We start from the raw sequence: 23,466 nt of genomic DNA on the forward strand, positions 1-23,466 counted from the left end.
TCATGTCACACCTGACCCCTAGAGTCCTCCCATGACACAACCAACTTCCCCCGGTGTGCCCACCGATGACACACAGGACGACAACACAGCAGCGCGAACAAGGCAGTTAAGGGTGCTTCTGGAAACCGCGAGTCCCGCCGAGGCGGGTGAGGCGGTCAGAGAGCTCATGCTGCTGGCAGCGTCCGGCGGCGGCGACGCGGCGTTGGAGCTGGCCGTGCGGTACAGCGGCATGTCCGACTGCTCCACCGAGGAACTGCTCCGGTTGTGGGCGATCGCCGACGGAGATCCGTTCGGTTTCTGCGAGGACCTGGAGGCCCCGGCGTACCGCGCGCGCAAGGCCGTCAGGAAACTGGTTTCCCTGTCCGTGCCGGGTGACGGCGGGCATGCCCTGAAACTGGCTGCCCGGTTCACCCCTCTGGACCCGTACGCGTCCAAGTTCCTCATCCGTCTGTGGAGGACGGACCGTGACCCGGACAGTTTCGCCGAGCACCTGCTGGCTCCGGCGTTCCGCCAGGAGGGCAGGACGGAGCTGAGGCTGCCGTACGCCTCTTCCCTGCGCGGTCTGCGGCATCTCACGATGCTCGAGAAGCTCGACTTCTACCAGTGTGACGGGCTCACCGACCTCACCGAGGTCGGTGAACTCACCGGCCTCACGGACCTTGATCTCGGTGGCTGCACGAGCGTGGAGGACCTCACCCCGATCGGCCGTCTTTCCCGGCTCACCCGCCTCGACCTGAGCCGGTGCGGCGCCGTCGAGGATTTCGAGCCCTTGCTGAACCTCAGCGGTCTGCGTCAGCTGAGGTTGAGTTGGACCAAGGTGCGCTCCCTCCGTGTGTTCGGCGGGGCGCTCGGCGCTCTGGAATCCCTGAGTCTCCGCTCCTGCGGGTCCCTCACGGACCTGGAGGGACTCGCCGGGCTGCCGAACCTCGCCCACCTCCAGCTGAGCGGCGAGCAGCTCCACGACCTCTCGCCGTTCGCGGCTCTCCCTCGACTCCAGTCCCTCGAACTCGACAGATGCGACGAGCTGACGACGCTCGAAGGGCTGGACGGCCACCCCCGGCTGACGAAGCTCGGGATCCACGGCAGTGCGGCACTGCGCACCACCGAAGGGCTGGGCGAGCTGCCGGCGTTGCGGGAGTTGACTTTCACCAGTTGCTCCGCGCTGGCCGACCTCAAGGGCCTCGACCGCCTGCCCGCGCTGCGCACGCTGATGATCAACGGCTCCGCCGTCCGCGACCTCGGTGACCTGTCCGGATCTCCGCTGACCACACTGACCCTGCTGTACATGGAGAACCTGGAATCGCTCAGGGCCCTCCGGGACTGCTCCGGCTTGCGCGAACTGACCCTCCGCTCCCTGAACGACTGCCCCTCGGTCGAGGGCATACCCGTGGAACGGCTCAGCTCACTCAGTGTGGCCGGCCCGCGCTGGGCCGCACTGCAGGACATCACCTTGTTCACCGCTTCGCCCCACCTCGCGGAACTCGACCTGCGTGGATGCCCGTCCCTGCAGGATCTCGGGCCTCTGCTCGACATGCCGGCGCTGGCACATGTCCACCTGGCCGAACGGATTGCGACCTCGCCGTCGGGCGTCCCCCACCCCGTGGTGACCGAACTCAGGGCACGAGGCGTGACCGTCACGCTGCACCGCTGACCGTTCACGATCCGCCGCTCACCCGGCACGACGCCTCCCGTCGAACCGACCTGGCCGCAAGGAGACTTCTCATGTCCCCCGAAAACCTGGACACACTGAATGAGTTCCGTGAGAGGGCCCTCGCAGAGGGCATCTCCCCGGACGACATCGCGCGGTGGGTGGCCACCGCCCGACCCTGCGCCTTTCTGGGCACCAGGGGGGACGGGCCGGTGGTGGGCCGGCTCGGCGGGCCCCTCATGCTTCCCGCGGACGCCCCCGACCCGTGGTGCAAACTCGCCGCCACCATCGACCTCGCAGCGCTGCCCTCAGGAGTGACCGACCTCGACCTGCCCGCCGACGGTCACCTCCTGCTGTTCGCCGATCCCGACCCCGACCGGATCGGGGAAGGAAACCTGGGCAGTGCACTCCACATTCCCGCCGGCACACCCGTCGAGGAACGCCCTGTGGACCTCGACCCGGAATGGAAGAACTACCCCCACGAAACGGATCTCCCGGAAGGGCTGCTCCGCCTGAGTACCGATGTCTCTCTGCCGTACTACACCTCGGTCTACGCTCCCGGGCAGCCCTTGGACTGCGCGGGTCACCCGGACCATCCCCATGCGAACGAACTGATCGAGGTATGGACGGAGATGCCGGGCGAGGGCATCGGCCGCGGGCTTCAGCTGGGTGGATACGCCGAGGACGAGCACTGGGCGGAAGACCCCAGCGTGGCAGCCGGGCGCGAAGCGGCACGAGCGGTGGCCCGAGGCGAACTGCCCGCGCCCGACACGAACGTACGTCCCGAGGACTGGGTATGCCTCGCCCAGTGGATGCATGGGCTCGACGGTTTGGAGATGGCCCTCTACTCCTGGTCGATCTCCCGACAGGACCTGGTCGCGGGACGCTTCGACCGGGTCTACGCCACCATGACCTGGAACCCGTGACACCCGCAGGACGCTGACCCGAGATGTCACCGCCGCCAAGGCGGGATTCGAACCGTTCCGGGTTCCTGCTGTCAGTCTGTTTCGACGTCAGCGGATCGTTTCGCGGCCTGGGCTCGATACCGTCCCGGTGTGGTGCCGAACTCCCGTTGGAAGGCGTGTGAGAGCGCGTACGGGCTGCCGTAGCCGACTCGGCCGGCGATGGTGGCCCGGGTGTCCGGGGTGTCGCGAAGCAGGGCGGCGGCGCGGATCACACGCCACCAGGTGAGGTACGCCATCGGAGGACGGCCGACCAGGGTGGTGAACCGGCGCGCCAGGGTGGGACGGGAGACGCCCGCCTCCGCCGCCAGACGGTCATTGCTCCACGGCGCGGCCGGGTCCGAATGCAGTGCCCGCAGGGCGGCGGCCGCCACTGGATCGCCCAGTACGCGGGGCCAAGCCCCGCTGGGGGCCTCGGTCATCCAGGCACGGATGATGTAGACGAGGAGGAGGTCGAGCAGACTCGGGAGCGCCACGCAGGAGCCGGGTCGCATCTCATCCAGCTCACCGGCGAGCAGGTCGATGGCGGCACGGAGTTCGAGGTGGCTGCCCACCCGGCTGGGAAGGTGGACGGCCTCAGGCATCTCTGCCGTGAGCGGATGCATGCGGCTGCAGTCGAGCCAGTGAGCGTTTTCCATCCTCAGTCTGAGCTGGCCAAATGCAGGAGAGGACGGCTTGGACGAGGCGGGTGATGCGGGTGGTGGAGCAGCGGATCTTGCGGAGGAGTCGCCAGGACTTGAGGATGGCGACGGCCTGCTCGACGAGGGCCCGGATCTTCGCGTGGGAACGGTTGACGGCCTTCTGGCCTGTGGAGAGAGTCTCCCAGCGTCCCCGGTACGGAACCCGGACCGTGCCCCCGGCGCCTCGATGAGCTTTGTCCGCCCAGCAGTGATGCCGGCGTCCGCGAGAGCGGCGACGACGGCGTGCTCACGTGCGGCCCGGACGTCGTGGACGGCACCGGGCAGAGTCGGCGAGGCCCACGGCAGTCGACCGGACGGATCGGCCAGGACCTGCACGTTCATCCCGTGCTTCCTGTGCTTGCCGGAGCAGAAGGGACGGTGCGCGGCGATCCGGTCGATCGGCAGCAGGGTCCCGTCCGGCAGCACGGACGCCTGCGTCGATGCCGTCCGGACCGCTTCCACGAGGAGTGGGGCGGGAGCGGCCAGGAGCTCCACGGCCTCGGTGGTGTACCGGCAGGCGGTGGCGGTCCCGATGCCGAGCCCGGCCGCGAGCTGGGCATACGGGTGGCCGTTGCGAAGGTGGGCGAGGGCGAGCAGGGCCTGCCTGCCCGGGCTCAGGCGCCGCCAGCGGGTACCGAGGTCCCGGCGGTGTTCGCGGAGCTTGGCGGACAGGAAGCGCGGGGCAGAGCTGGACACGTCGATGCCGGACGGGTAGACAAGCACACGAAGCCTCTGGTGGGGACGGATTTCCTGGTCGAAAACCCATCTACCAGGGGCTTCACCTGTCCGTCAGCCCAACTGGCCGATCGACCCGGCAGGTTGGAAAGAGCTCAGTCGTTCATGGTGTAGGTGGGGCTCCAGGCACGCCGGGGATAACAGAAAGCGGAGCCGTATCTTCGGTACCGCTCAGAGTTGATTCCTCACCGGCGGCCATCGATGAGCAGGTTCGCAGCAGCCGGTGCTGCGGATTCCGCCAGGGTCGCTGCGCCGACCAGGCCGGAATCGGGACCCAATTCGGCCGGGACGGCATGCAGATGACGCAGGAACGGCATCGCCGCGTAGCGTCGCAGGTGATGGTTGAGCGGAGAGAAGAGCACATCGCCTGCTTGGGCGACGCCACCGCCGACCACGGCGATGTCGATCTCGACCAGTGCGGCCGTGGCGGCGATACCGGCCGCCAGGGCGCGGGCCGCACGGTCGAACGCGGCGACGGCGGCCGTGTCACCGGCTCGGGCTGCTGCCGCGACCGCCGGTGTGTCCGCCGTCGCGGGCGGCCGCCAGCCGAGGGAAAGAGCGTGCCGGGTGATGGCCGTACCACTGGCGATGCCTTCCAGGCAGCCATTCGCACCGCAGGGGCAGGGTTCGCCGTCGAAGTCGACACTGATGTGGCCGAGGTGACCGGCGTTGCCGGTGAGGCCGTGGCGCACTCGGCCGTCGAGGATCAGACCGGCGCCCACGCCCGTGGACACGACCAGGCACAGTGCGTCCCCGTGGCCGCGTGCGGCACCGTGGCGGTGCTCGGCCGCGGCCATCGCCACCGCGTCGCCCGCCAGCACGACGGGTCTGTGCGCCAGCGCCGGATGCGCGCTGACGGATTCGACGAGCGGAAAGTCTCGCCAGGCGGGGATGTTGACGGGGCTGACGGATCCGTGTGCCAGGTCGACCGGGCCGGCGCTGCCGATGCCCAGTGCGCGGACGTCTTCCCACAACGGGGCGGCGGCCAGGGCGTTCACCACCTGGTACACGGCGTCGAGGAGCGTGTCCGCGGATTCCTGCGCCGGGGTGGCGCGGCGCACGTGGTGGACGAGGGCGCCGGCCGAAGTGACGAGCGCACCCGCGATCTTGGTCCCCCCTATGTCGAGGGCAGCTATCAGGACATCGCCCCGGGCCGGGACGGCGAATTGCTGACTACTCACGGTGATGACTCTCCGAAGGGGGGTGCGTACAGCCGGGTCAGGACACCGTCACATAGGAGCACGCGTATGACAACGATGTCTACAGCTGTGCGCATCTCTTCTGAGGGAGGTCTTCAGGTCGGGCCACATTTAGTCATGGTTTAGTAAAGATGCAGTTCAGAGCTCTGGAAGTCAACAGAATCGATCTAGACCGGTCTATGGACATTGCCGCGAAGCTACGTCTACGTTGAGCGCTCATCGGGCCGGGGTCCCGAGAGCCGATACGGCGTTTCCCTCGGTCTGGTGTCGGCAGTTCGCGATGAGAGGTGGCGGGGATGCGGAGAAAATGGGTGCTTCTTGTGGCTGCAACCACGGTGGCGGTGACAGCCTGTAGCGGACAGGGGGGTGACGGGCGTGGCGAAATCGCCGCTCCGCCGAGTGACCCGGCGAAGGTGTCGGGCGAGATCACGGTGCTGACCAACAGGACGGACCAGATATCCGACGGCACGCTGGAGAAGTACGCCGCGGAGTTCCGCAAGGTGTACCCGGGCGTGAAGGTCAAGTTCGAGGGTCTGACCGACTACGAGGGCGAGACCAAGATCCGGATGAACACCGAGAACTACGGTGACGTCCTGCTGATCCCCAACTCCCTCTCCCTCGAGCAGTACCCCACCTTCTTCGCCCCGCTGGGCAAGGCCGGCGAACTGTCGGCGAAGTTCGACTACACCGACCACGCCACTGTGGACGGCAAGGTCTACGGCCTGGCCAACATCGGCGTGGCCAACGGATTCGTCTACAACAAGGCGGTCTGGGCGAAGGCCGGCATCACCGACTGGCCCGCCACGCCGGAGGAGTTCGTCGCGGACCTCGAGACGATCAAGGCGAGGACCGGCGCCGTCCCGTACTACACGAACTACAAGGACGGCTGGCCGCTGACCAACTGGACGAACGCCATCGGTTCTCCCGAGTGCGACCCCGGCGCCTACGACGCGCTGGCGAAGACCGGGAAGCCCTGGACCGAGGGGTCGGACCTGTACACGATCGACAAGCTGCTCTACACGATCGTCGACAAGAAGCTGGCCGAACCCGACCCCACCACGACCAACTGGGAGGACTCCAAGGCGCGTATCGGGACCGGCAAGGTCGCCTCGATGTGGCTCGGTTCCTGGGCGATCTCCCAGATGCGCGCCGCGGCGGAGGCGGCCGGCGAGGACCCCGACGACATCGGCTTCATGCCGTTCCCCGCACAGAAGGGCGGAAAGTTCTGCTCCGTCCTGCGCCCCGACTACCAGTACGCGGTCAACGTCCACTCCGACAAGAAGGCCGCCGCCCGCGCGTGGATCGACTGGTACATCACCAAGTCCGGCCAGGCCGCAGCCGAAGGTTCCATCTCTTCCGTGAAGGGCGCCCCGTTGCCCGACACGCTGAAGGCGTTCTCCGACAACGATGTCACCACGATTCCGCAGCACCAGAAGAACCGTGCCGAGGTCAACGAGATCGACAAGGCGTCGGAGATCGGGATCACCGCCCAGGACTACCGGCAGAAGCTGGTCGACATCGCCCGCGGTGCGGCCGACGGGGACATGGACAGCTACTTCGACGAGCTGAACGGGAAATGGTCCGAGGCCCAGCAGACCCTCGGCGGCTGACCGCACCACGGCACGGCGAGAACGCTCGGCAAGCATCCGCCCCGCGCGTACCGGGACTCCACGCGCCCCGTCGCTCGCCGTGCCGTCGCCGCTCAGTACGCATGACCGGGAACCCACCACGAGGAACCACGAGATGACCGCTGTCCAGAAGACCCGAGCCTCGGCGCACGCCGTCGGCCGGCGAAACGCTCCGCCTCCCGAGTCCGGCACCGGCCGGCCACGCACCGGCAGGCGCCGCCGTGTCGCCGTCCTGACCCCCTGGCTCTTCCTGGCCGCGCCCCTGACGCTGCTGGTGACGTTCACCTATCTCCCGGTGGCCGACATGATCGGCTACAGCTTCACCGACTGGGACGGCGTCAGCCCCACACGCTCCTACGTGGGTGCGGAGAACTACACCGACCTGGTCACGCAGCCCGCCCGGTTCGAGGTGTTCCTCGTCAGCGGCTTCTACCTGGCGGCCTCCGTCGTGCAGATCGCTCTCGCCCTGTACTTCGCGACGGTCCTCAGCTTCGACACCCGGTTCCGCAACCTGTTCAAGGGCCTGCTGTTCTTCCCCTACCTGATCAACGGGGTGGCCGTCGGATTCGTGTTCCTGTACTTCTTCCAGCCCGACGGCACCCTCGACACACTGCTGCGCCTGATCGGCGTGGACGGCAAGCACCTGTGGCTGGGCGACCCGGACCTGGCCAACCCCTCACTCGCCGGGGTGTCGGTGTGGCGTTTCATGGGGCTGAACATGGTCCTGTTCCTCGGCGCCATCCAGTCGATCCCGCCGCACCTGTACGAGGCGGCGCAGCTGGACGGAGCCAACCGCTGGCAGCAGTTCCGGCACATCATCGCGCCCAGCATCAAGCCCATCATCAGCCTGAGCTTCATCCTCGCCGTGTCCGGCTCACTGGCCGTCTTCGAGATCCCCTACATCATGACCGGCGGCGCCAACGGCACGGAGACGTTCGTCATCCAGACGGTCAAACTCGCCTTCCAGTTCGACAAGGTCGGCCTGGCCTCGGCCTCGGCCGTCGTCCTGCTGATCCTCATCCTGCTGATCACCTGGGTCCAGCGCCGGCTGATCCCCGAGGAGAGGGTGGAACTCTCGTGACCACCGGCACCACCGTCCCCGCCGCCCGGCGTCTGGGGCGCGACCGCGGCGCCCTGTCCCGGACCGCCGTCGCCCTGAAGTACCTGTCCCTGTTGCTGGCGTCGGCCGTGGTCCTCGTGCCTCTCGGCGTCGTTGTGCTGACCTCGCTGAAGACGCGGTCGGAGATAGTGAACGACGGCCCGCTGTCACCGCCCGGCGACTGGTTCAACTTCGCCAACTACGCCACCGCCTTCGAACAGGGCGCGATGCTGGCAGCGTTCGGCAACACGGCGCTGATCCTCGTGGTCTCCACCGCCGGGACCGTACTGATCGGCTCGATGACCGCCTACGCCATCGACCGTTTCCGGTTCCGTCTCAAGAATCTGGTGATGGGCCTCTTCCTGCTGGCCGCGCTGGTCCCCAGCGTGACGACACAGGTCGCCACCTTCCAGGTGATCGACGATCTGGGCGCCTTCAACACCCGCTGGGCACCCATCCTGCTCTACACAGGCACCGACATCGTCTCGATCTACATCTTCCTGCAGTTCATCCGGTCGATCCCCACCTCGGTGGACGAGGCCGCGCGCATCGACGGCGCCAACTCCTGGACGATCTACCGGAAGATCATCTTTCCGATGCTGCGACCGGCCATCGCCACCGTCGTCATCGTCAAGGGCATCGCCGTCTACAACGACTTCTACGTGCCCTTCCTCTACATGCCCGACCCCGAACTCGGCACCATCTCCACCGCCCTCTTCCGGTTCAAGGGCCCCTTCGACGCCCAGTGGGAGACCATCTCCGCCGGCGCGATCCTGGTGATCGTGCCCACCCTGATCGTCTTCCTGGCGCTGCAGCGCTTCATCTACAGCGGCTTCGCGGCCGGTGCCAACAAGTGACCCGCCCGCCCGCCGCGCCCCGCACCACGTCTCAAGGAGTCCGCATGAAGGTCCGCACCCCGCTCTCCCAGGGTTGGACGCTGAGCCTGAACACCGACCGCCACACCCCCGAGCAAGCGCCCCCGGGGCTGGCCGGGACCGCTGTGCCGGCGCAGGTGCCCGGCTGCGTCCACACCGACCTGATGGCGGCGGGCCTGCTGGCCGATCCGTACCTCGACCGCAACGAGGACGAGGTCGCGTGGGTGGGCCGCGCCGACTGGACGTACGCGACCGAACTGCCCCGGCGGGACACCGCCTTCGAACGCGCCGACCTGGTCTTCGACGGTCTGGACACGGTCGCAGCCGTCCACGTCGACGGCCGGCTGCTGGGCCGCACCCGCAACATGCACCGCTCCTACCGGTTCGACGTCACCGAACTGCTGGCCGACGGACCCGCGCCGCTCGAAGTCGCCTTCACCTCCGCCTACACCGAAGCGGAGGAGGTGCGAACAGCGCTGGGGGAGCGGCCCAACTCCTACCCCGAGCCGTTCAACTACATCCGCAAGATGGCGTGCTCGTTCGGCTGGGACTGGGGCCCCACGCTGGTGACGGCCGGGGTGTGGCGCCAGGCGCGGATCGAGCAGTGGTCCACGGCCCGGCTGGCCGCGGTCCGCCCCCAGGTCACCGTCGCCGGGGACGGCACCGGCGTCGCCGAGATCGTCGTCGACCTGGAGCGCACGGCGACCGGACGGGACAGGGCCCTGCGGCTGGTTGCCGCGGTCGGGGACGCGTCCGCGGAGATCACCGTCGCCCCGGGGGAGAACACCGCCACGGTGACGGTACGGGTCCCGGACGCGGCACTGTGGTGGCCGCGCGGCTACGGTGACCAGCCGCTGTACGGCTGCACCGTCGTTCTCAGCGATCCCGACGGCGACCGGGCCCTGGACACGTGGGAGCGCCGCATCGGCTTCCGCACGATCGGGCTCGACACGTCCGTGGACGAGCACGGAAGCGCCTTCACCCTGATCGTCAACGGCACTTCCGTCTTCGCCCGGGGCGTGAACTGGATCCCCGACGACGCCTTCCCCGCCCGCGTCACGCCCGACCGCTACCGCACCCGCCTCACCCAGGCCGCCGAGGCGGGCGTGGACCTGGTGCGGGTGTGGGGCGGCGGGATCTACGAGGACCGGGCCTTCTACGACGTGTGCGACGAACTGGGCCTGATGGTCTGGCAGGACTTTTTGTTCGCCTGCGCCGCCTACCCGGAGGAGCAGCCGCTGCGCTCCGAGATCGAGGCCGAGGCCCGGGAGAACGTGGCCCGGCTGATGCCCCACCCGTCGCTGGTCCTGTGGAACGGCAACAACGAGAACCTCTGGGGCTTCGCCGACTGGGACTGGGAGCAGACCCTCGCCGGCGACTCCTGGGGCGAGGGCTACTACCTCGGCCTGCTGCCGCGCATCGTCGCGCAGACGGACCCGACCCGCCCGTACTGGGCGGGCAGCCCCTGGTCAGGATCCTGGAATCACACGCCCAACGACCCCGACCACGGCACCGCGCACTCGTGGGAGGTGTGGAACCGCCGCGACTACAGCGACTACCTCACCACCGTGCCGCGCTTCGTCGCCGAGTTCGGCTGGCAGGCGCCGCCCGCACTCGCCACGCTGCAACGAGCCCTGTCCGAGCGCCCGCTGACCGCCGACTCCCCCGGCATGCTGCACCACCAGAAGGCGGAGGACGGCAACGGCAAGCTGAACCGGGGCCTCGCCCCGCACTTCACGGAGCCCGCCGACTTCGACACCTGGCACTACCTGACCCAGCTCAACCAGGCACGGGCCGTCGCCACGGGCGTCGAGCACTGGCGCTCCCACTGGCCGCGCTGCGCGGGCACGGTCCTGTGGCAGCTCAACGACTGCTGGCCGGTCACCTCCTGGGCGGCGATCGACGGCGACGGGCGGCTCAAGCCCCTCTACTTCGAGATGCGCCGGCTCTACGCCGACCGGCTGCTGACGATCCAGGACCGCGACGGCGACCTGCTGCTCGCCGGCTGCAACCAGAGTGCGGCGACCTGGGACGCCACCGCCACCGTCCGCCGGGTCGCGGCGGACGGCACGGTGCTGGCACGGGCCGAGGTCGTGCTGAAGGCGGCGGCACGGAGCGTGGCGCTGGAGCGGCTGCCGGAGTCGGTCACACGGTTCGGTGACGTACGTGAGGAGTTCCTCGTCGCCGATACGTGGGGGTCCCCCCGCTCGAGCGGAGCCGCTGGTGGGGGAGGCCTGCGTGCGGTGCACTTCGCCTGCGCAGACCGCGAGTTCGCCTACCCCGCCGCCTCCTACGACGTGCGGGTGAGTGATGACGGCGACAACGGCGTGCTGGTCACGGCCACGGCCGACGGGCTCGTGCGGGACCTGCTGCTCCAGGCCGACCGCCTGAACGCGCACGCCCGCACCGACCATGGGCGGGTGACGCTCCTGCCCGGCGAGAGCATGACGTGGCGGGTCACCGGCTGGCCGCAGCCCGATGCGGAGGCCGCCCGCGCGGCGCTGTACAGCGTCAACGAAGGCGGAGAAGTCCGTGAATGAGGCAAGGGCACGCCGGTCGGGGCGCGTCACGATCACTGACGTGGCGGCCCGGGCCGGTGTGTCCCGCGGCGCGGTGTCCCTGGCCTTCAACAACCGGCCAGGAGTGTCGGAGGCCACGCGTGAACGCATCATGGCCGCCGTCGCCGAGCTGGGCTGGGTGCCGAACCAGGCCGCGATCAAGCTGTCCGGTTCAGCGACCGGCGCGGCGGACACCGTCGGCCTGGTCATCGCCCGTCCCGCCCGGCAGCTCGGGCTCGAGCCCTTCTACATGGAGTTCATTTCTGGTGCCGAGTCCGTCCTGGAGGAGCACGGCTGCTCGCTGCTGCTCCACCTCGTACGGGACACCGACCAGGAGATCGCCGTTCACCGTCAGTGGTGGCAGTCCCGCCGGATCGCCGGCTCCATCCTGGTCGACATCCAGCAGAACGACCCCCGGATCACCGAGCTGGCGGCGATCGGTCTGCCCGCCGTGGTGGTCGGCCATCCGTCCCTGGCCGGCGACTTCACCTCGGTGTGGACCGACGACGAAGCCGCCGTGCACGAGGCGGTGCGCTACCTCGCCGCCCTCGGCCACAGGCGCATCGCACGGGTGGGCGGGCATCCGGCTCTCGGCCACACCATGATCCGCACCGCCGCGCTGAACGCCATCGTGGCGGAACTCGGACTGGAACCGGCCCGCAGCCTCACCACCGACTACTCCGGTGAGCAGGGTGCCCGTGCCACCCGCTCACTGCTCGCATCCCCGGAGCGGCCCACGGCGATCATCTACGACAACGACATCATGGCGGTCGCGGGACTGTCTGTGGCCGCCGAGATGGGCCTGAGCGTGCCCAGGGACGTCAGCCTGATCGCCTGGGACGACTCCCAGCTGTGCCGGCTCACGCATCCGAACCTGTCCGCCATGAGTCACGACGTCTTCGGATTCGGCGCCGACGTCACCCGCCGGCTGTTCGACGTCGTCCACCGCCGCAACCCCGCGTCGAGCCCCGCCGCGACACCCGTTTTGCTGCCCCGCGGCAGCAGCGCACCCCCGCACGACACCACCGACTGACGGAAAGCCACCAGACCGGTGGCCCGGGCCCGTGGACACCCCGCCCGGGCCACCTCCCCGCTCCGCTTCCCGCCCACTGCTTCCCTTGAGCCGAAAGGCAGGTCCGCCGTGCCCCGAAACCGCCGAAGAACCCTCGCTTCCCTCCTCGCGGTGAGCGCCCTCGTCGTCGCAGCCACCGCCTCGGTCCCCGCCACCGCCGAACCGGGCGGCCGGACCACCGACGCGTTCGTCCAGCGCGACGGGAGCACGCTGACACTCCAGGGCAAGCCATTCCGCTTCGCCGGCACCAACCTGTACTGGCTCGGCCTGGACGAGAACGTGGGCGGCGTCGACCACCCCACCTACTTCCGGATCAACGACGCACTGAAGACGGCCCGCGCGATGAACGCCACCGTCGTCCGCTCCCACACGCTCGGCACCTCCCTGGGCTGCCCGCAGTGCATCCAGCCGGAGGCGGGCGAGTTCAACGAGAACGCGTTCGCGCCCATCGACTACGCCATCGCCCGGGCCCGCGCCTACGGCCTGAGGCTGATCGTCCCGCTCACCGACCAGTGGGACTACTACCACGGCGGCTACCCCACGATGGCGAAGTGGCTCGGTCTGAAGGAACCGAAGGACTTCTACACCGATCCCCGGGCCAAGGCCGCCTACAAGGACTACGTCCGGCACGTGCTCGACCACGTCAACCCGTACACCGGTCTCGCCTACAAGGACGACCCCACGATCATGTCCTGGGAGCTGGGCAACGAACTGAACGACATGACCCGCGACTGGGTCGACGAGATGGGCGCCTACGTCGGCAAGCTCGCGCCCCGCCACCTCATCTCCGCCGGCCGCCAGCAGGGAGTCGACGCTGCCGCCCTCGCATCCGACGAGGTCGACATTGTCGACGTGCACTACTACCCGTCGTCGGCCGGCGCCATGACCGCGGACGCGGCACGCGTCACCGACCGGGGCAAGGTCTACATCGCCGGCGAACACGGCTCTGACAGCCTCACCGCGGCCGACGCGCTCACCCTCGCCGACGATCCCGACGTCACCGGAGTGCTCTCCTGGTCCCTGTTCGGCCACGCCGACGACCACGGATACGTCCAGCACGACGACGGCTTCACCCTGCACCATCCCGGTGACACGGCCGCGATGCGCACCGACGTCCTCGCGAACGCGGCGCTGGCAAAGGTCATCGCGGGGGAGAGGCAACTGCCCGCCGTACCCGTCACCCCGCCCCTGATCACCGCCGTCACCAAACGGGCCGGCATCAACGAGATCGCCTGGCGCGGCACCGCCGGCGCCCACACCTACCGCGTCCAGCGATCAGTGGAGGGCGCACGCGGACCGTGGACGGCGCTCACCACGACCCCGCTCACCGACAACGACGCGCCGTGGCTGGACGCCACCACCCCCAAGAAGCGCGCCTGGTACCGGGTGACGGCGCTCGACCGGGCCGGACGCGCCCTCGCCACCTCCACCGCCCTGAACGCCGGTCCCGACCAGGACGTCCGGATCGACCCGCTGCAGAGCTGGGCGCACACCTCCGCGCACAGCGACAGTCTGACCTGCACCCCCGACGGTGACGGCGTCCAGGTCGCTCCCCGGCCCCGCCACGAGGGGCAGATCGCGTGGAAGACCCAGCGTCCGCAGGAGATCACGGCCCAGTTCGACACACGTGGGCGCAGCGGTCCGCCCACCGCACAGATCACCCGGGACGGAACCACCTGGAAACCGGTGGAGCCCGCCGTGTCCACGACCCGTGGCGGCACCCTGCTGCGCATCGAGCCCCCGCGTGAGGCAGTCGGCGTCCGGCTGGTCTGGGCCGCCTCGTCTCGTCCGGCACCGCTGACCGGCGTCACCCTCACCGAGGACGCGGCATCCACTGCGGCCACGGCACCCGGTACATTCCGGCAGAACCCGAAGGACGGCGCGACCGGGGTGTCCGTCACCGCACCGCTGACCTGGACGGCCTCCGAGAACGCCGCGCACTACTCGGTGACCCTTTCGACGCACGCGGACCTGTCCGACCCCGTCATCGACGTCACCGGGCTGCGGACCACCAGCTACGCCCCGCCCGTCAACCTCCGGCCCAACACCACCTACCACCTGCGGGTCACCGCCGTGAACGGCGCCGGGACCCGCACCGCCGACGGCGCCCCCACCCGCTTCACCACCGGAGCCCTGACCGTCGACGACTTCGAAAACCACCCGGACGGCGCGGCGCTGACCGCCGCGTACGTCCGCAACACGGGCGGCGGCCCGGTGACCGTCTCCCTCGACGGCGAACACGCCGACGGCGAAGGCCGCGCCCTGCGCGCCGCCTACGACCCCGGAACCCCCGGCTACGCGGGGGTCATCCGCTCCCTGCCCACCCCCCAGGACTGGGGCGGTGCCCGGAACCTGCGCCTGTGGGCCCGCTCGGACGGCACCGAGAACCAGAGCCTGACGGTCCAGTTCGTCGCCGCCGGCATCTACTGGGAGAAGACGGTACCGCTCACCAACACCGACGGCGCGATGCTCACCCTCCCGCTCGCGGACTTCACCAACCCGCCGTGGGCGACGAAGGGTCCGCTCGACCTCACCCACGTCACACAGATGTCCTTCTACTTCAACGGCAAGGCCGGCACGGCCTGGATCGACTCGATCACCGCCACGGACTGATCCCACCCGTCCTGCCGGGCACGGCTCTCCTGAGCCCTGCCCGGCACAGGCCCGCCGCCCTCGGTCGCCGAGGGCGGCCCTTTCCACGTCTGAAGGAGAGACCCATGACCGCGATCGCCAAGCTGACCCCCGTCGTACGCACCTACTCCTGGGGGTCACGCACCGCGCTCCCCGCCCTGCTCGGACAGCAGCCCGACGGGGAACCCCAAGCCGAGCTGTGGTTCGGCGCGCACCACGCCGTTCCGTCACCGCTCGCAAGCAGGCCCGGAACCCCGAATCTGGCGGCCGCGATCGCCGCCGACCCCGTCGGCGAACTGGGCGAGGCGAGCCTCGCGGCCCACGGGCCGCACCTGCCCTTCCTGCTCAAACTGCTGGCAGCCGCCCGGGCACTCTCGGTCCAGGTACACCCCACGCGCGAGCAGGCACGGGCCGGCCACGACCGCGAGGACGCGGCCGGAATACCGGTCGACGCCCCTCACCGCACCTTCAAGGACCGCAACCACAAGCCGGAACTGCTGTGCGCGCTGGGGCCTTTCGAGGCACTCTGCGGCTTCCGCGAGCCGGCCCGTACAGCCGATCTGCTCGACGCCCTTTCCGTGCCCGGACTCGAAGGGTGGGCGGCTGCGCTGCGCTCCCGCCCGCAGCGGGACTCCCTCGGGTACACACTTCAGGCGGCCCTGACCGCGCCCTCACGTCTGGTGCGCGCCGTCGCCGACGCCCTGCCCCCGCTTGCCGCGTCGCCCGGCCCGTGGAACTCGGTCGCCGCCGCGTACGCCACCGTGGCCGACGACTTTCCCGACGACCCCGGCCTGCTCGCGGCGCTGCTGCTCGACCATGTCACTCTCGACGCAGGGGAAGCCCTGTACCTGGCGGCGGGAGTGCCGCACGCCTATCTGCGGGGGACAGGCGTGGAGATCATGGCCAACTCCGACAACGTGCTCCGCTGCGGCCTGACCGACAAACACGTCGACACCGCACTCCTGAGTGAGATCGTCGACCTGACCGCGACACGACCATCGGTCATACAGCCCTCACCCACGGGGGTGAGGGGTGAGACACACTATGCCTCCCCGGCGACGGAGTTCGCGCTGTCCCGCATCGAGGTGGGCGCCGAGGCCGTATGCCTGACCGACGCCGGACCCCAGGTGCTGCTCTGCCTCACCGGCGAAGCGCTGCTGGAAGCAGGACCGGCTCTTGCCGCAGGTGCTGCCGCATTCGTCCCGGCCGGCTCGCCCTGTGCGGTCTCCGGTGAGGGAACGGTGCTCTACCGGGCTCGGGTGCCCCTGGTCGGCGTCTCGTGAGGCTCGCGACCCGTATCTGGGGCGACGGCCCCCGCACAGCCGTACTGGTGCACGGCATCATGTCGGACTCGCGCGGCTGGAGCCGAGTCGCTCCGGCGATCGCCGAGCACGGTTACAGGGTCGTCGCCGTGGATCTGCCAGGCCACGGAGCCAGTGGGCCCGCCCCGGTGTACACACCCACCGCACTCGCCGCCGACCTGCTCGATACCCTGCCCGCGGCGCCCGACCTCGCCATCGGCCACTCACTGGGCTCGGCCGTGCTGCTGCTCGCCGTACCGCGACTGCGCTGCGCCCGCGCCGTCCACTGCGACCCCGCCTGGGTGCCCCGGAACCGGGACCTGGACGCCCTGCGTGCCGGCAAACACGCCACCTGGCGGGAGCTGCGTGCCGCCCATCCCCGCTGGCACGACGACGACATCGCCGCCGAGCGGCAGGCGCTCGCCACCTGGGACCCCGCGTCCGTCACCGCGCTCCAGCACCTGCCCGGCCTGCCGGGCGTCCCTACGGTCCCCTCGCTCGTCCTGCTCGCCGGTCCCAGTGAGCGGATCTCGCCGGCACACGCCACGGTGCTGAGCCGCCGAGGCTGGCACGTACACACGGTGGACGGTGCTGGGCACACCGTCCACCGTGATGATCCGGCCGGGTTCCTCGGGGCGCTGCGTGGCTGGCTCTGACCGGTACCGCCGGCAGACTCAGCCGCGCAGCGCTCGCGTCGGGCGTTAGGGCAGCACGACCTCACCCTGGTTCAGCACACGGGGGTGGAAGTACGCCGCCTGGATCTCGGCGTTTGTGTTGTTCCCGCGCAGATGCTCGGACCACATCATGAACCATGCCCACTGGGTCTGGCTGTCCAGCAGGGCAGCGGTCGGCATCTTGCCGATCTCCGCGATGGCCATCGGCTTCGTGCCCGCGATGCCGCGCATCTGCTGGTAGTCGGCGGAACTGGGGTGGCTCTTGTACCAGACGTCCAGCGAGACGACATCCACGTACTGGTTGCCCGGGTAGTAGTTGCTCCAGCCGCCCGCCGGATTGTCCTGCACGTTCCATACCCAGATCAGATTGTCCAGCCCTTTCGTCCCGGCGAGATAGTCACGGGTGATCTGGTAGAGGCGAGCGCTGCCGTTCGCGCCGGGACGGTTTCCCCACCAGTTCCACGATTCGTTCATTTCGTGCAGCGGCCGGAAGAGGACCGGAACGCCCGCGTTCTTCAGCTGCTGGAGGTAAGGGACGGCCTCGTCGAGGCGCCGCTTCCAGGCGTTGTTCAGGGCGCTTCCCTCGGTGATGATCTGCGAGAACTGAGCGCTGGATATGTTCGACTTCACACCGCCCTCGAACGCGCAGGTGCTACCCCCGGTCGGGGGACAGACGTGCCAGGTGAGGGTGACCAGCGAGCCGTTCGTCCACTCGGTCTTCGCCTGGTCGACCACGCGCTGGCGGTTGGCCACATCGGTGGCGTGGAACATCAGGTCTCCGCCCCACAGGCCGGGGTACTGCCCGGTCACGTCCTTGACCTGCTGCGTGTACTGCCCGGGTGCGGAAGCGGGTTCCTTGTTGTGCTGACCGGAAACGATCTGGTTCCCGGAAATAGCGCGAAGGTAGTTCAGTACATTCTGCTTGGGAGTGGGGGGAAATGCCTGCGCGGGTTCCGTAGAAGGCCATACGGAGATCGACACGGCAACCGCCGTGACGGCCAGGATCCAGGTGACGCGTTGCCGGATGTTTCTCATGAGCATCCCAGCTCTCGTACTCGAACGGAATACGTGACCCTACGAAGGTGACGGCGGCATCGATGCCCGTCAATAGTCCGTGGGGTAATCTGCGGGCTGTCCGCATTCTTTTTACTTAACGTTTCCTGAACGCTAACGGGCACCTGCCTGCATGTCCCGCATGTACGTATTCAAGCTACTGAGCCCGACCAGTTCTCCAGAATTCCCTTGCCCCATTCGTCGTGGAGCACGACGCGTCGGAACGGCTCACCGGAGGGCGCGGCGACGGTGGCCTCACGGCGAGACGGGTCGAAATCGCGGCGGACCAGCGGCCGCTCCCCGGGCTTCCGGTTTCCCGGCGCCGGCCGGGCCGCCGCGATCACCAGCCGGGTGTCCGCATCGATTGACGACCTGCACGGGGGCTTCCACCTTGATCGTGGAGACCGGTTGTCATGCAGTGAGCTTCTTCAGCGTTGCAACTCCAGGGTGAGAACGGCTTTGGCGATTGACGTCGTGCGGTTTGGACCGCATCGGGATCTGCGGAAGATCCGCCAGGACTTCAGGCGGGCGACGCCGCGTTCGACGGGTGCCCGTGTCGCGGCCAGGGCACGGTTGCGGGTCTTCTCGGTGAGGCCGAGTTCCTGCAGGGGCCTGCGTTTGATGCCCGTGGTCAGCCAAGGGTCGCCGCTCCGGTAGGCGAGATCGGCGACGATGGGAACACCCTGCCGCTCGCAGATGCGGATGGTCCGGTGGGTGCGGCCCGGCAGGGCGGGCGAGCCACAGCAGCCGGCCGTCGGGACCGGTGACAACCTGCACGTTCACGCCGTGGCGTCGGTGTTTGTGGGGGTAGTCGGCCCGGCCGTCGCCGACCCGGTCGCACTCGGCGAGAGTCCCGTCGAGGAGGACGAGGTCAGGATCATGCTCGCGTGGCGTCTTCAGCAGGCCCGGTGCACGGTCGGCGAGCAGGTCGACGACCGTGCTGGTGTAGGTGTGGGCGGTGGACTCGCTGATCCCGAATCCGGCAGCGGTCTTCGCCAGGGTGGTGTGTTCGCGCAGGTACACCAGTGCCACCATCGTGCGTTGAGACGGGCGGAGCTTGCAGCGCCGGTCGCCCTCACGGGTGACGATCAGCATGGTGACCCACTCGGCGAGCGCATGCGGCAGGTCGAGTGCGGCAGGATGGATGACCAACGAGGTCCCCGAGCAACGTGATTGAGACGTCAGACATCTCGATCAACAGCCCGGGGGCCTCGCTCGTTGCGGCTCGCAGACTGTCACCCGATCGGTGGCCACCTCGAAGAAGCTCACTGTGCTGCACCTCGCCTCCCGCGGCGCCTACGGGGTGCCGCGGGTCCATGCTGAGCTGCGCCGGCTCGGGCACCGGATCAACCGCAAGCGCATCGAGCGCATCATGCGTGAGCGGGGCCGTGCCCGCGGCGGACCTGCTCGGGCGGGACTTCACCGTCCCGGTCCCCGGGATGAAGCTCGTCGGCGACACCACCTTCATCGCCACCGACGAGGGCTGGCTTTACCTGGCGACCTGGCTCGATCTGGCGACCTGGCTCGATCTGGCGACCCGCGAGATCGTCGGCTACTCCATGGTCGACCACCACCGCGCCTCGCTGGTCGTCGACGCGCTGGTCATGGCTGCCGGACGCAGCCGGCTCCAGCCCGGCTGCATCGCGCATCCGGACCGCGGTAGCGAATACACCTCCGACGAACTCCGCCGCGAGATACGCCGGTTGGGGCTGCGGCAGAGCATGGGCCGCACCGGCTCGTGCTTGACAACGCCGCCGCCGAGCGTTCTTCGCGCTGCTGAAGGAAGAAATCGGCACCGCTGCTGGCCGGACCGGACGAGTCCCGAACGGGGATCTACGCCTTCATCGAGACCTTCTACAACCGCCGGCGACTGCGGAAGCATCCGGTCTGGGGCTATCTCACCCCGCTGGAGATCCGGCAACGACACGAGCAAGGACACGCCCTCGCGGCGTAAGCATCGAGTGTCCAACATCACGGGGAAACCTCACTGCTTCTCCTCACCCTCACGCTCGGACGCCCTGTCCGCCCTGCTCTCCGCGTAATCGCCTCATACGCTCTTCTCCGGCATTCGTACATCTCCCCGTGCCACCGGTACATCCGGCAGCCTCTGCTGCCTCCCCCATCGACCGCATGCTGAAGCGCTCGATCTTCGCCGGCTCCGACAGCTGCCACACCGGTCCCGACGAGCCGTCAGCACCCCCAGAGGGCGCCCGGTAGGCTCCGGCAGCGTCACAGTCATGCCCCTCTCGCTCTCACAGTCCATCCCCATGTCGATAATCCGTTCGATGACTGCAATACGCCGCCGGATTCAGGTTCCAAGCAAAGGCTGAGAGGTCGCAACCAGTCGGACCAGCCCTCGGTATGACACAGTGGCGGGATAATGGCGGGGAGTTCGTACGAGGGTGGGCAACATGCTGGAGCTGGCCAAAGGTGGGAACACTACGGTAGGGCCCGGGCCGGTGACCGTGGAGCTTTCCGTCGAGGGTGACACAGTCGATCTCAGTGCTCTTTTGGTCACCGCGAATGGCAAGGTCAGGTCCGACGACGACCTCGTCTTCTACAACCAGCCCTCCGCCGAGTCCGGGGCCGTGCGCCACCTTGCCGCCGACGTCGGCAGCCTCGAGCGTATCGAGGTGGACACGGCCGCCCTGCCCGCGGACGTGGACCGTGTCGTACTGGTAGCCAGCTGCGATCCCGACGACACGTCCCGCACCTTCCGAGACGTAAAGAATGTCCATGTCAGCGCCCGGGTCAGCGGTGACACGGTCCTCTTCCGCCTGCCGGTCCTCACCGACGGTGAACGCGCGGTTCTCCTGACGGAGCTCTACCGCCGCGGCACCGTCTGGAAGTTGCGAGCCATCGGCCAGGGCTACGCCAACGGGCTGGCCGGCCTCGCCACCGACTTCGGCATCGAGGTCGCCGAGGACGAAGCACTCGAGCCGCCGACGGAACATCCCACGGCTCTCGCCGTTCCCGACCCCGTCCCGACTGCAGCCTTGCCCACGCCTTCTGCGAGGCTCCTCAAGCCGCCTCTGGGGCGTGTCAGCCTCGACAAGGGCAGCCAGGTCTCCCTCAGCCTGGACAAGGCCGACCGCGAGCTGGTCGTCACAGCGGCGCTGGAGTGGGACGGCGGCAGCGAGCAGCGCCGCAGGCGAGGCGCCGACCTGGACCTGTACGCCCTGTTCATTCCTGCCAGCAAGGCTCTGCGCGGCACAGTGCCCCCCGGTGCCCTGGTCAAGTCCGGTCACGTGCCTCAGGGTGAGCCGCTGCGGGCCGGCGGCACGGTGACCTCTGCCATACCGGCGGCTCCGAAGGAGGGCAAGAAGGCCGACGTCGTCTACTACCGGCGGCTGGGCTCGCTCACCAGCCGTCCCTACATCCGCCTCGATGGCGACTCCCGCGTCCCCGGCCGTGAGGCTGTGCAGATTGTGCGCCCCGACGAACAGGGCTATGTCCTGCTGTGCGCGTATTCAGCGCTCAGCAACGGCTTCGGCTCCTTCCGTAGTTTCGGGGCCAAGGTCGTCATCGACGACGGCCGCGGCTCGACCGTCACCGTCCCGCTCTACGAGAACACCAAGACCCGTTACTGGGTGGCAATCGCACTCGTCGACTTCACTGCCGCCGACGGAGCATCCATCCGCCACGTCGAGGCCTACAGCGCCCGCATGACCGAACGCCGTCCGGTCCTGCACGCGGACGGCACCATCGAAATGAACGCGGGGCCGGTGGAGTTCAAACGCCGCTAATGAGCTCGTGCACGGTAGGCAAGGAGACGCCGAGGAGGGTGGCGGGCTCGGCGTCCACAGCTGCTGTGCCGATGCCAGATCCGCGGTCTGCTGATGAGACAGCGGGCCGACGACGGCCTGGACGGCATCGCTCTGCACCGACCTGTCGAAGTACCGGGCCTACGACATGCGGGCGAAGAAGGTGATCCCGCTGCCGTCCGAGCGCCGCGCACTCCACCGCCTTGATGGCCTCGCTGTGCGCGCGCATCGGGTCCGGGCCGCGTCCGTAGGCCCTGCCACGCTGCGGCGAGGGGGCGGCGGCCGATCCGGCGACGGTCCCGGCCGCCGCATCGGCGATCGTCTGACGGACCGCGCCGCGTACGGCCGGGGTCACCCGCTCCTCCAGCCCGTCCCCGGCCTCATCAATCTGACAGGCCGACCCGGCGTCGTCGAGCATCCGGCCGAGAACCTCGATCTCCCACTCGTCCGGAGCCCCGGCGAGGAGAACCTCGTCCACCACGTCCAGCAGCTGGGTGCCGGGCGCTTGCGTGAGCGGCAACACGTACCTGCGTCTCGTGATAGCGCGGGTCCCTGACTGGAGGGATGCGCAGCCGCAGGCAGATGGTACGGGCAGCGTCCTTCTGCGCATTGCCCCGGTGGTGGAGTGCATCATTGACTCACCCTTGGAGCGGCGCGAGCAGGTGCTCGGGCACGCCGTCGAACGGTCCGTCGTGTTCGGGTACGGCGGGGCCGTGCTGGAGCAGGCCGGTCATCGGTGTGACGAGGCCGGGGGCGGTGCGCAGAAGGGGTAGCTGTGGCCTCGTCTTGAGCAGCCTGTGTGTGGGGCGCCGGCCGTGTCCTCGGTCGCGCTGGCCCAGGTCTGTGCGGAGGCGTGGCCGTCTGGTGGCGAGTCCTCCGAGGGTGTGTGCTCGGAGGACCCGGCGGGGCTGCTTCCCGACCCCGCTCCGGGCAGGTAGCCACCGCTTACGGCTCGTAACCGGAGGGCGGGCGGGCAAGAAGTGGTGGTCTTGTGTCGCAGGGGTGCGGGGTGCGGGGTTATAGCTGGTCAGGGCCTGCTCGAGGGTGGGGCGGCAGGCGATGACGGCGTCGATGCCGAGGACCTGCAGCAGGCGCAGGACCGGCGGCCGGGCGCCGGCGATGCGCAGCCAGCCCTGGGTGCCGTGGGTGGCCCGGTAGAAGGTGAGCAGGACGTTGACGCCGCTGGAGTCCATGAAGGGCACGCCGCTGAGGTCCACCACGGTCCGCGGCGGCGCCGTCGTGTCGTTGAAGGCCAGCGCCTGGCCGAAGGCTCCCTGGACGTTGTGGTCGATCTCGCCGTGTACGTGTCACGACACGGATGCCGTCGGCCTCACGGTGCGCGGTGGAGAGCCGCTCCGGCCGGTGTGTGCGTGCTGCGTCGGCCACCGTCTCCTCGATTCCTCACCCCCCTCCAGTGCACTCGGGCCCGCCCCGGGGGGTGGGGCCGTACGTGCACGAGTCTGTCCCTTGAGTGCAGCGAGGGGGTACTGCAGTGGCCGTGCCGAACCCCAGGGCCTTGTGGCGTGCACAGCCACGGCGCGGGATACCCGCACCAGGGCGATGGGTGGAGGAGAGCGGCGATGCCGG

At 69.1% G+C, this 23,466-nt stretch carries 16 protein-coding genes and 3 pseudogenes; 12 read left to right on the forward strand and 7 right to left on the reverse strand.

Going from position 1 to position 23,466, the window contains the following annotated elements:
• Window positions 1-112 precede the first annotated feature (112 nt).
• Entirely contained in the window at window positions 113-1,651 is a 1,539-nt protein-coding gene (locus FHS37_RS33295) for a leucine-rich repeat domain-containing protein (protein ID WP_229890241.1), read from the forward strand.
• A gap of 71 nt (window positions 1,652-1,722) precedes the next feature.
• The gene (locus tag FHS37_RS33300) at window positions 1,723-2,574 is read left to right on the forward strand and encodes a DUF1963 domain-containing protein (protein ID WP_184828151.1); all 852 of its coding nucleotides are present in this window, start codon (window positions 1,723-1,725) and stop codon (window positions 2,572-2,574) included.
• 71 nt (window positions 2,575-2,645) lie between these two features.
• Here FHS37_RS33300 and FHS37_RS33305 read toward each other — a convergent pair.
• The 3 genes and pseudogenes from FHS37_RS33305 to FHS37_RS33315 all read right to left on the reverse strand — a co-directional run.
• A pseudogene (locus FHS37_RS33305) lies at window positions 2,646-3,230 on the reverse strand (helix-turn-helix domain-containing protein); the annotation flags it as partial.
• A 20-nt stretch (window positions 3,231-3,250) separates the two neighbouring features.
• Window positions 3,251-4,013 (reverse strand): annotated as a pseudogene (locus FHS37_RS33310) (transposase family protein).
• Between the two features lie 197 nt (window positions 4,014-4,210).
• Window positions 4,211-5,164, reverse strand: a complete 954-nt coding sequence (locus FHS37_RS33315; protein ID WP_184828283.1) for an ROK family protein — start codon at window positions 5,162-5,164, stop codon at window positions 4,211-4,213.
• 356 nt (window positions 5,165-5,520) lie between these two features.
• Between FHS37_RS33315 and FHS37_RS33320 the strand changes: the two genes are divergently transcribed.
• The 8 genes from FHS37_RS33320 to FHS37_RS33355 all read left to right on the forward strand — a co-directional run bounded on the left by FHS37_RS33320 (window position 5,521) and on the right by FHS37_RS33355 (window position 17,044).
• Window positions 5,521-6,834 (forward strand): extracellular solute-binding protein, encoded by a 1,314-nt coding sequence (locus FHS37_RS33320; protein WP_184828153.1) that lies wholly within the window; start codon window positions 5,521-5,523, stop codon window positions 6,832-6,834.
• Window positions 6,835-6,967: 133 nt separating this feature from the next.
• On the forward strand, window positions 6,968-7,933 hold the full coding sequence (locus FHS37_RS33325) for a carbohydrate ABC transporter permease (protein WP_184828155.1): 966 nt from the start codon (window positions 6,968-6,970) through the stop codon (window positions 7,931-7,933).
• A gap of 32 nt (window positions 7,934-7,965) precedes the next feature.
• A complete protein-coding gene (locus FHS37_RS33330; protein ID WP_221500627.1) occupies window positions 7,966-8,808 on the forward strand; it encodes a carbohydrate ABC transporter permease in 843 nt (280 codons plus the stop codon).
• 44 nt (window positions 8,809-8,852) lie between these two features.
• On the forward strand, window positions 8,853-11,366 hold the full coding sequence (locus FHS37_RS33335; protein WP_184828159.1) for a glycoside hydrolase family 2 protein: 2,514 nt from the start codon (window positions 8,853-8,855) through the stop codon (window positions 11,364-11,366).
• Window positions 11,367-11,406: 40 nt separating this feature from the next.
• Window positions 11,407-12,417: a LacI family DNA-binding transcriptional regulator gene (locus tag FHS37_RS33340; RefSeq protein WP_229890240.1), complete on the forward strand. Its 1,011-nt coding sequence runs from the start codon at window positions 11,407-11,409 to the stop codon at window positions 12,415-12,417.
• Window positions 12,418-12,567: 150 nt separating this feature from the next.
• The gene (locus FHS37_RS33345; protein WP_184828163.1) at window positions 12,568-15,069 is read left to right on the forward strand and encodes a carbohydrate binding domain-containing protein; all 2,502 of its coding nucleotides are present in this window, start codon (window positions 12,568-12,570) and stop codon (window positions 15,067-15,069) included.
• A gap of 104 nt (window positions 15,070-15,173) precedes the next feature.
• On the forward strand, window positions 15,174-16,370 hold the full coding sequence (manA, locus tag FHS37_RS33350) for a mannose-6-phosphate isomerase, class I (RefSeq protein WP_184828165.1): 1,197 nt from the start codon (window positions 15,174-15,176) through the stop codon (window positions 16,368-16,370).
• Window positions 16,367-17,044 (forward strand): alpha/beta fold hydrolase, encoded by a 678-nt coding sequence (locus FHS37_RS33355; protein WP_184828167.1) that lies wholly within the window; start codon window positions 16,367-16,369, stop codon window positions 17,042-17,044. The genes manA and FHS37_RS33355 overlap by 4 nt, the downstream gene beginning before the upstream one ends.
• A gap of 45 nt (window positions 17,045-17,089) precedes the next feature.
• On the opposite strand, the gene FHS37_RS33360 is transcribed toward FHS37_RS33355, so the two are convergent.
• Window positions 17,090-17,974 (reverse strand): glycosyl hydrolase, encoded by an 885-nt coding sequence (locus FHS37_RS33360; protein ID WP_245005736.1) that lies wholly within the window; start codon window positions 17,972-17,974, stop codon window positions 17,090-17,092.
• A gap of 569 nt (window positions 17,975-18,543) precedes the next feature.
• Window positions 18,544-19,267: pseudogene (locus FHS37_RS33365) on the reverse strand (transposase).
• Between the two features lie 287 nt (window positions 19,268-19,554).
• Here FHS37_RS33365 and FHS37_RS33370 point away from each other — a divergent pair.
• Together FHS37_RS33370 and FHS37_RS33375 are read left to right on the forward strand one after the other, a co-directional pair.
• Window positions 19,555-20,157: a DDE-type integrase/transposase/recombinase gene (locus tag FHS37_RS33370; RefSeq protein ID WP_184828171.1), complete on the forward strand. Its 603-nt coding sequence runs from the start codon at window positions 19,555-19,557 to the stop codon at window positions 20,155-20,157.
• A 369-nt stretch (window positions 20,158-20,526) separates the two neighbouring features.
• Window positions 20,527-21,861, forward strand: coding sequence for a TerD family protein (locus FHS37_RS33375; protein ID WP_184828173.1), 1,335 nt, complete (start codon window positions 20,527-20,529; stop codon window positions 21,859-21,861).
• On the opposite strand, the gene FHS37_RS33380 is transcribed toward FHS37_RS33375, so the two are convergent.
• Together FHS37_RS33380 and FHS37_RS40915 are read right to left on the reverse strand one after the other, a co-directional pair.
• On the reverse strand, window positions 21,848-22,402 hold the full coding sequence (locus FHS37_RS33380) for a hypothetical protein (RefSeq protein ID WP_184828300.1): 555 nt from the start codon (window positions 22,400-22,402) through the stop codon (window positions 21,848-21,850). The two genes, FHS37_RS33375 and FHS37_RS33380, sit on opposite strands and share 14 nt — an antisense overlap.
• Before the next feature lie 115 nt (window positions 22,403-22,517).
• A complete protein-coding gene (locus FHS37_RS40915; RefSeq protein WP_311136975.1) occupies window positions 22,518-23,171 on the reverse strand; it encodes an STAS domain-containing protein in 654 nt (217 codons plus the stop codon).
• Window positions 23,172-23,466: the final 295 nt, after the last annotated feature.

Source organism: Streptomyces griseomycini (genome assembly GCF_014203535.1).
In the GTDB taxonomy this organism is placed as follows: Bacteria; Actinomycetota; Actinomycetes; order Streptomycetales; family Streptomycetaceae; genus Streptomyces; species Streptomyces griseomycini.

What these genes read in the sequence shown, in the direction of transcription:
- FHS37_RS33335 (WP_184828159.1), top strand. Translation starts at nt 8,853, where the DNA reads ATGAAGGTCCGCACCCCGCTCTCCCAGGGTTGGACGCTGAGCCTGAAC.
- FHS37_RS33320 (WP_184828153.1), top strand. Translation starts at nt 5,521, where the DNA reads ATGCGGAGAAAATGGGTGCTTCTTGTGGCTGCAACCACGGTGGCGGTG.
- FHS37_RS33370 (WP_184828171.1), top strand. Translation starts at nt 19,555, where the DNA reads ATGAAGCTCGTCGGCGACACCACCTTCATCGCCACCGACGAGGGCTGG.
- FHS37_RS33325 (WP_184828155.1), top strand. Translation starts at nt 6,968, where the DNA reads ATGACCGCTGTCCAGAAGACCCGAGCCTCGGCGCACGCCGTCGGCCGG.
- manA (WP_184828165.1), top strand. Translation starts at nt 15,174, where the DNA reads ATGACCGCGATCGCCAAGCTGACCCCCGTCGTACGCACCTACTCCTGG.
- FHS37_RS33300 (WP_184828151.1), top strand. Translation starts at nt 1,723, where the DNA reads ATGTCCCCCGAAAACCTGGACACACTGAATGAGTTCCGTGAGAGGGCC.
- FHS37_RS33375 (WP_184828173.1), top strand. Translation starts at nt 20,527, where the DNA reads ATGCTGGAGCTGGCCAAAGGTGGGAACACTACGGTAGGGCCCGGGCCG.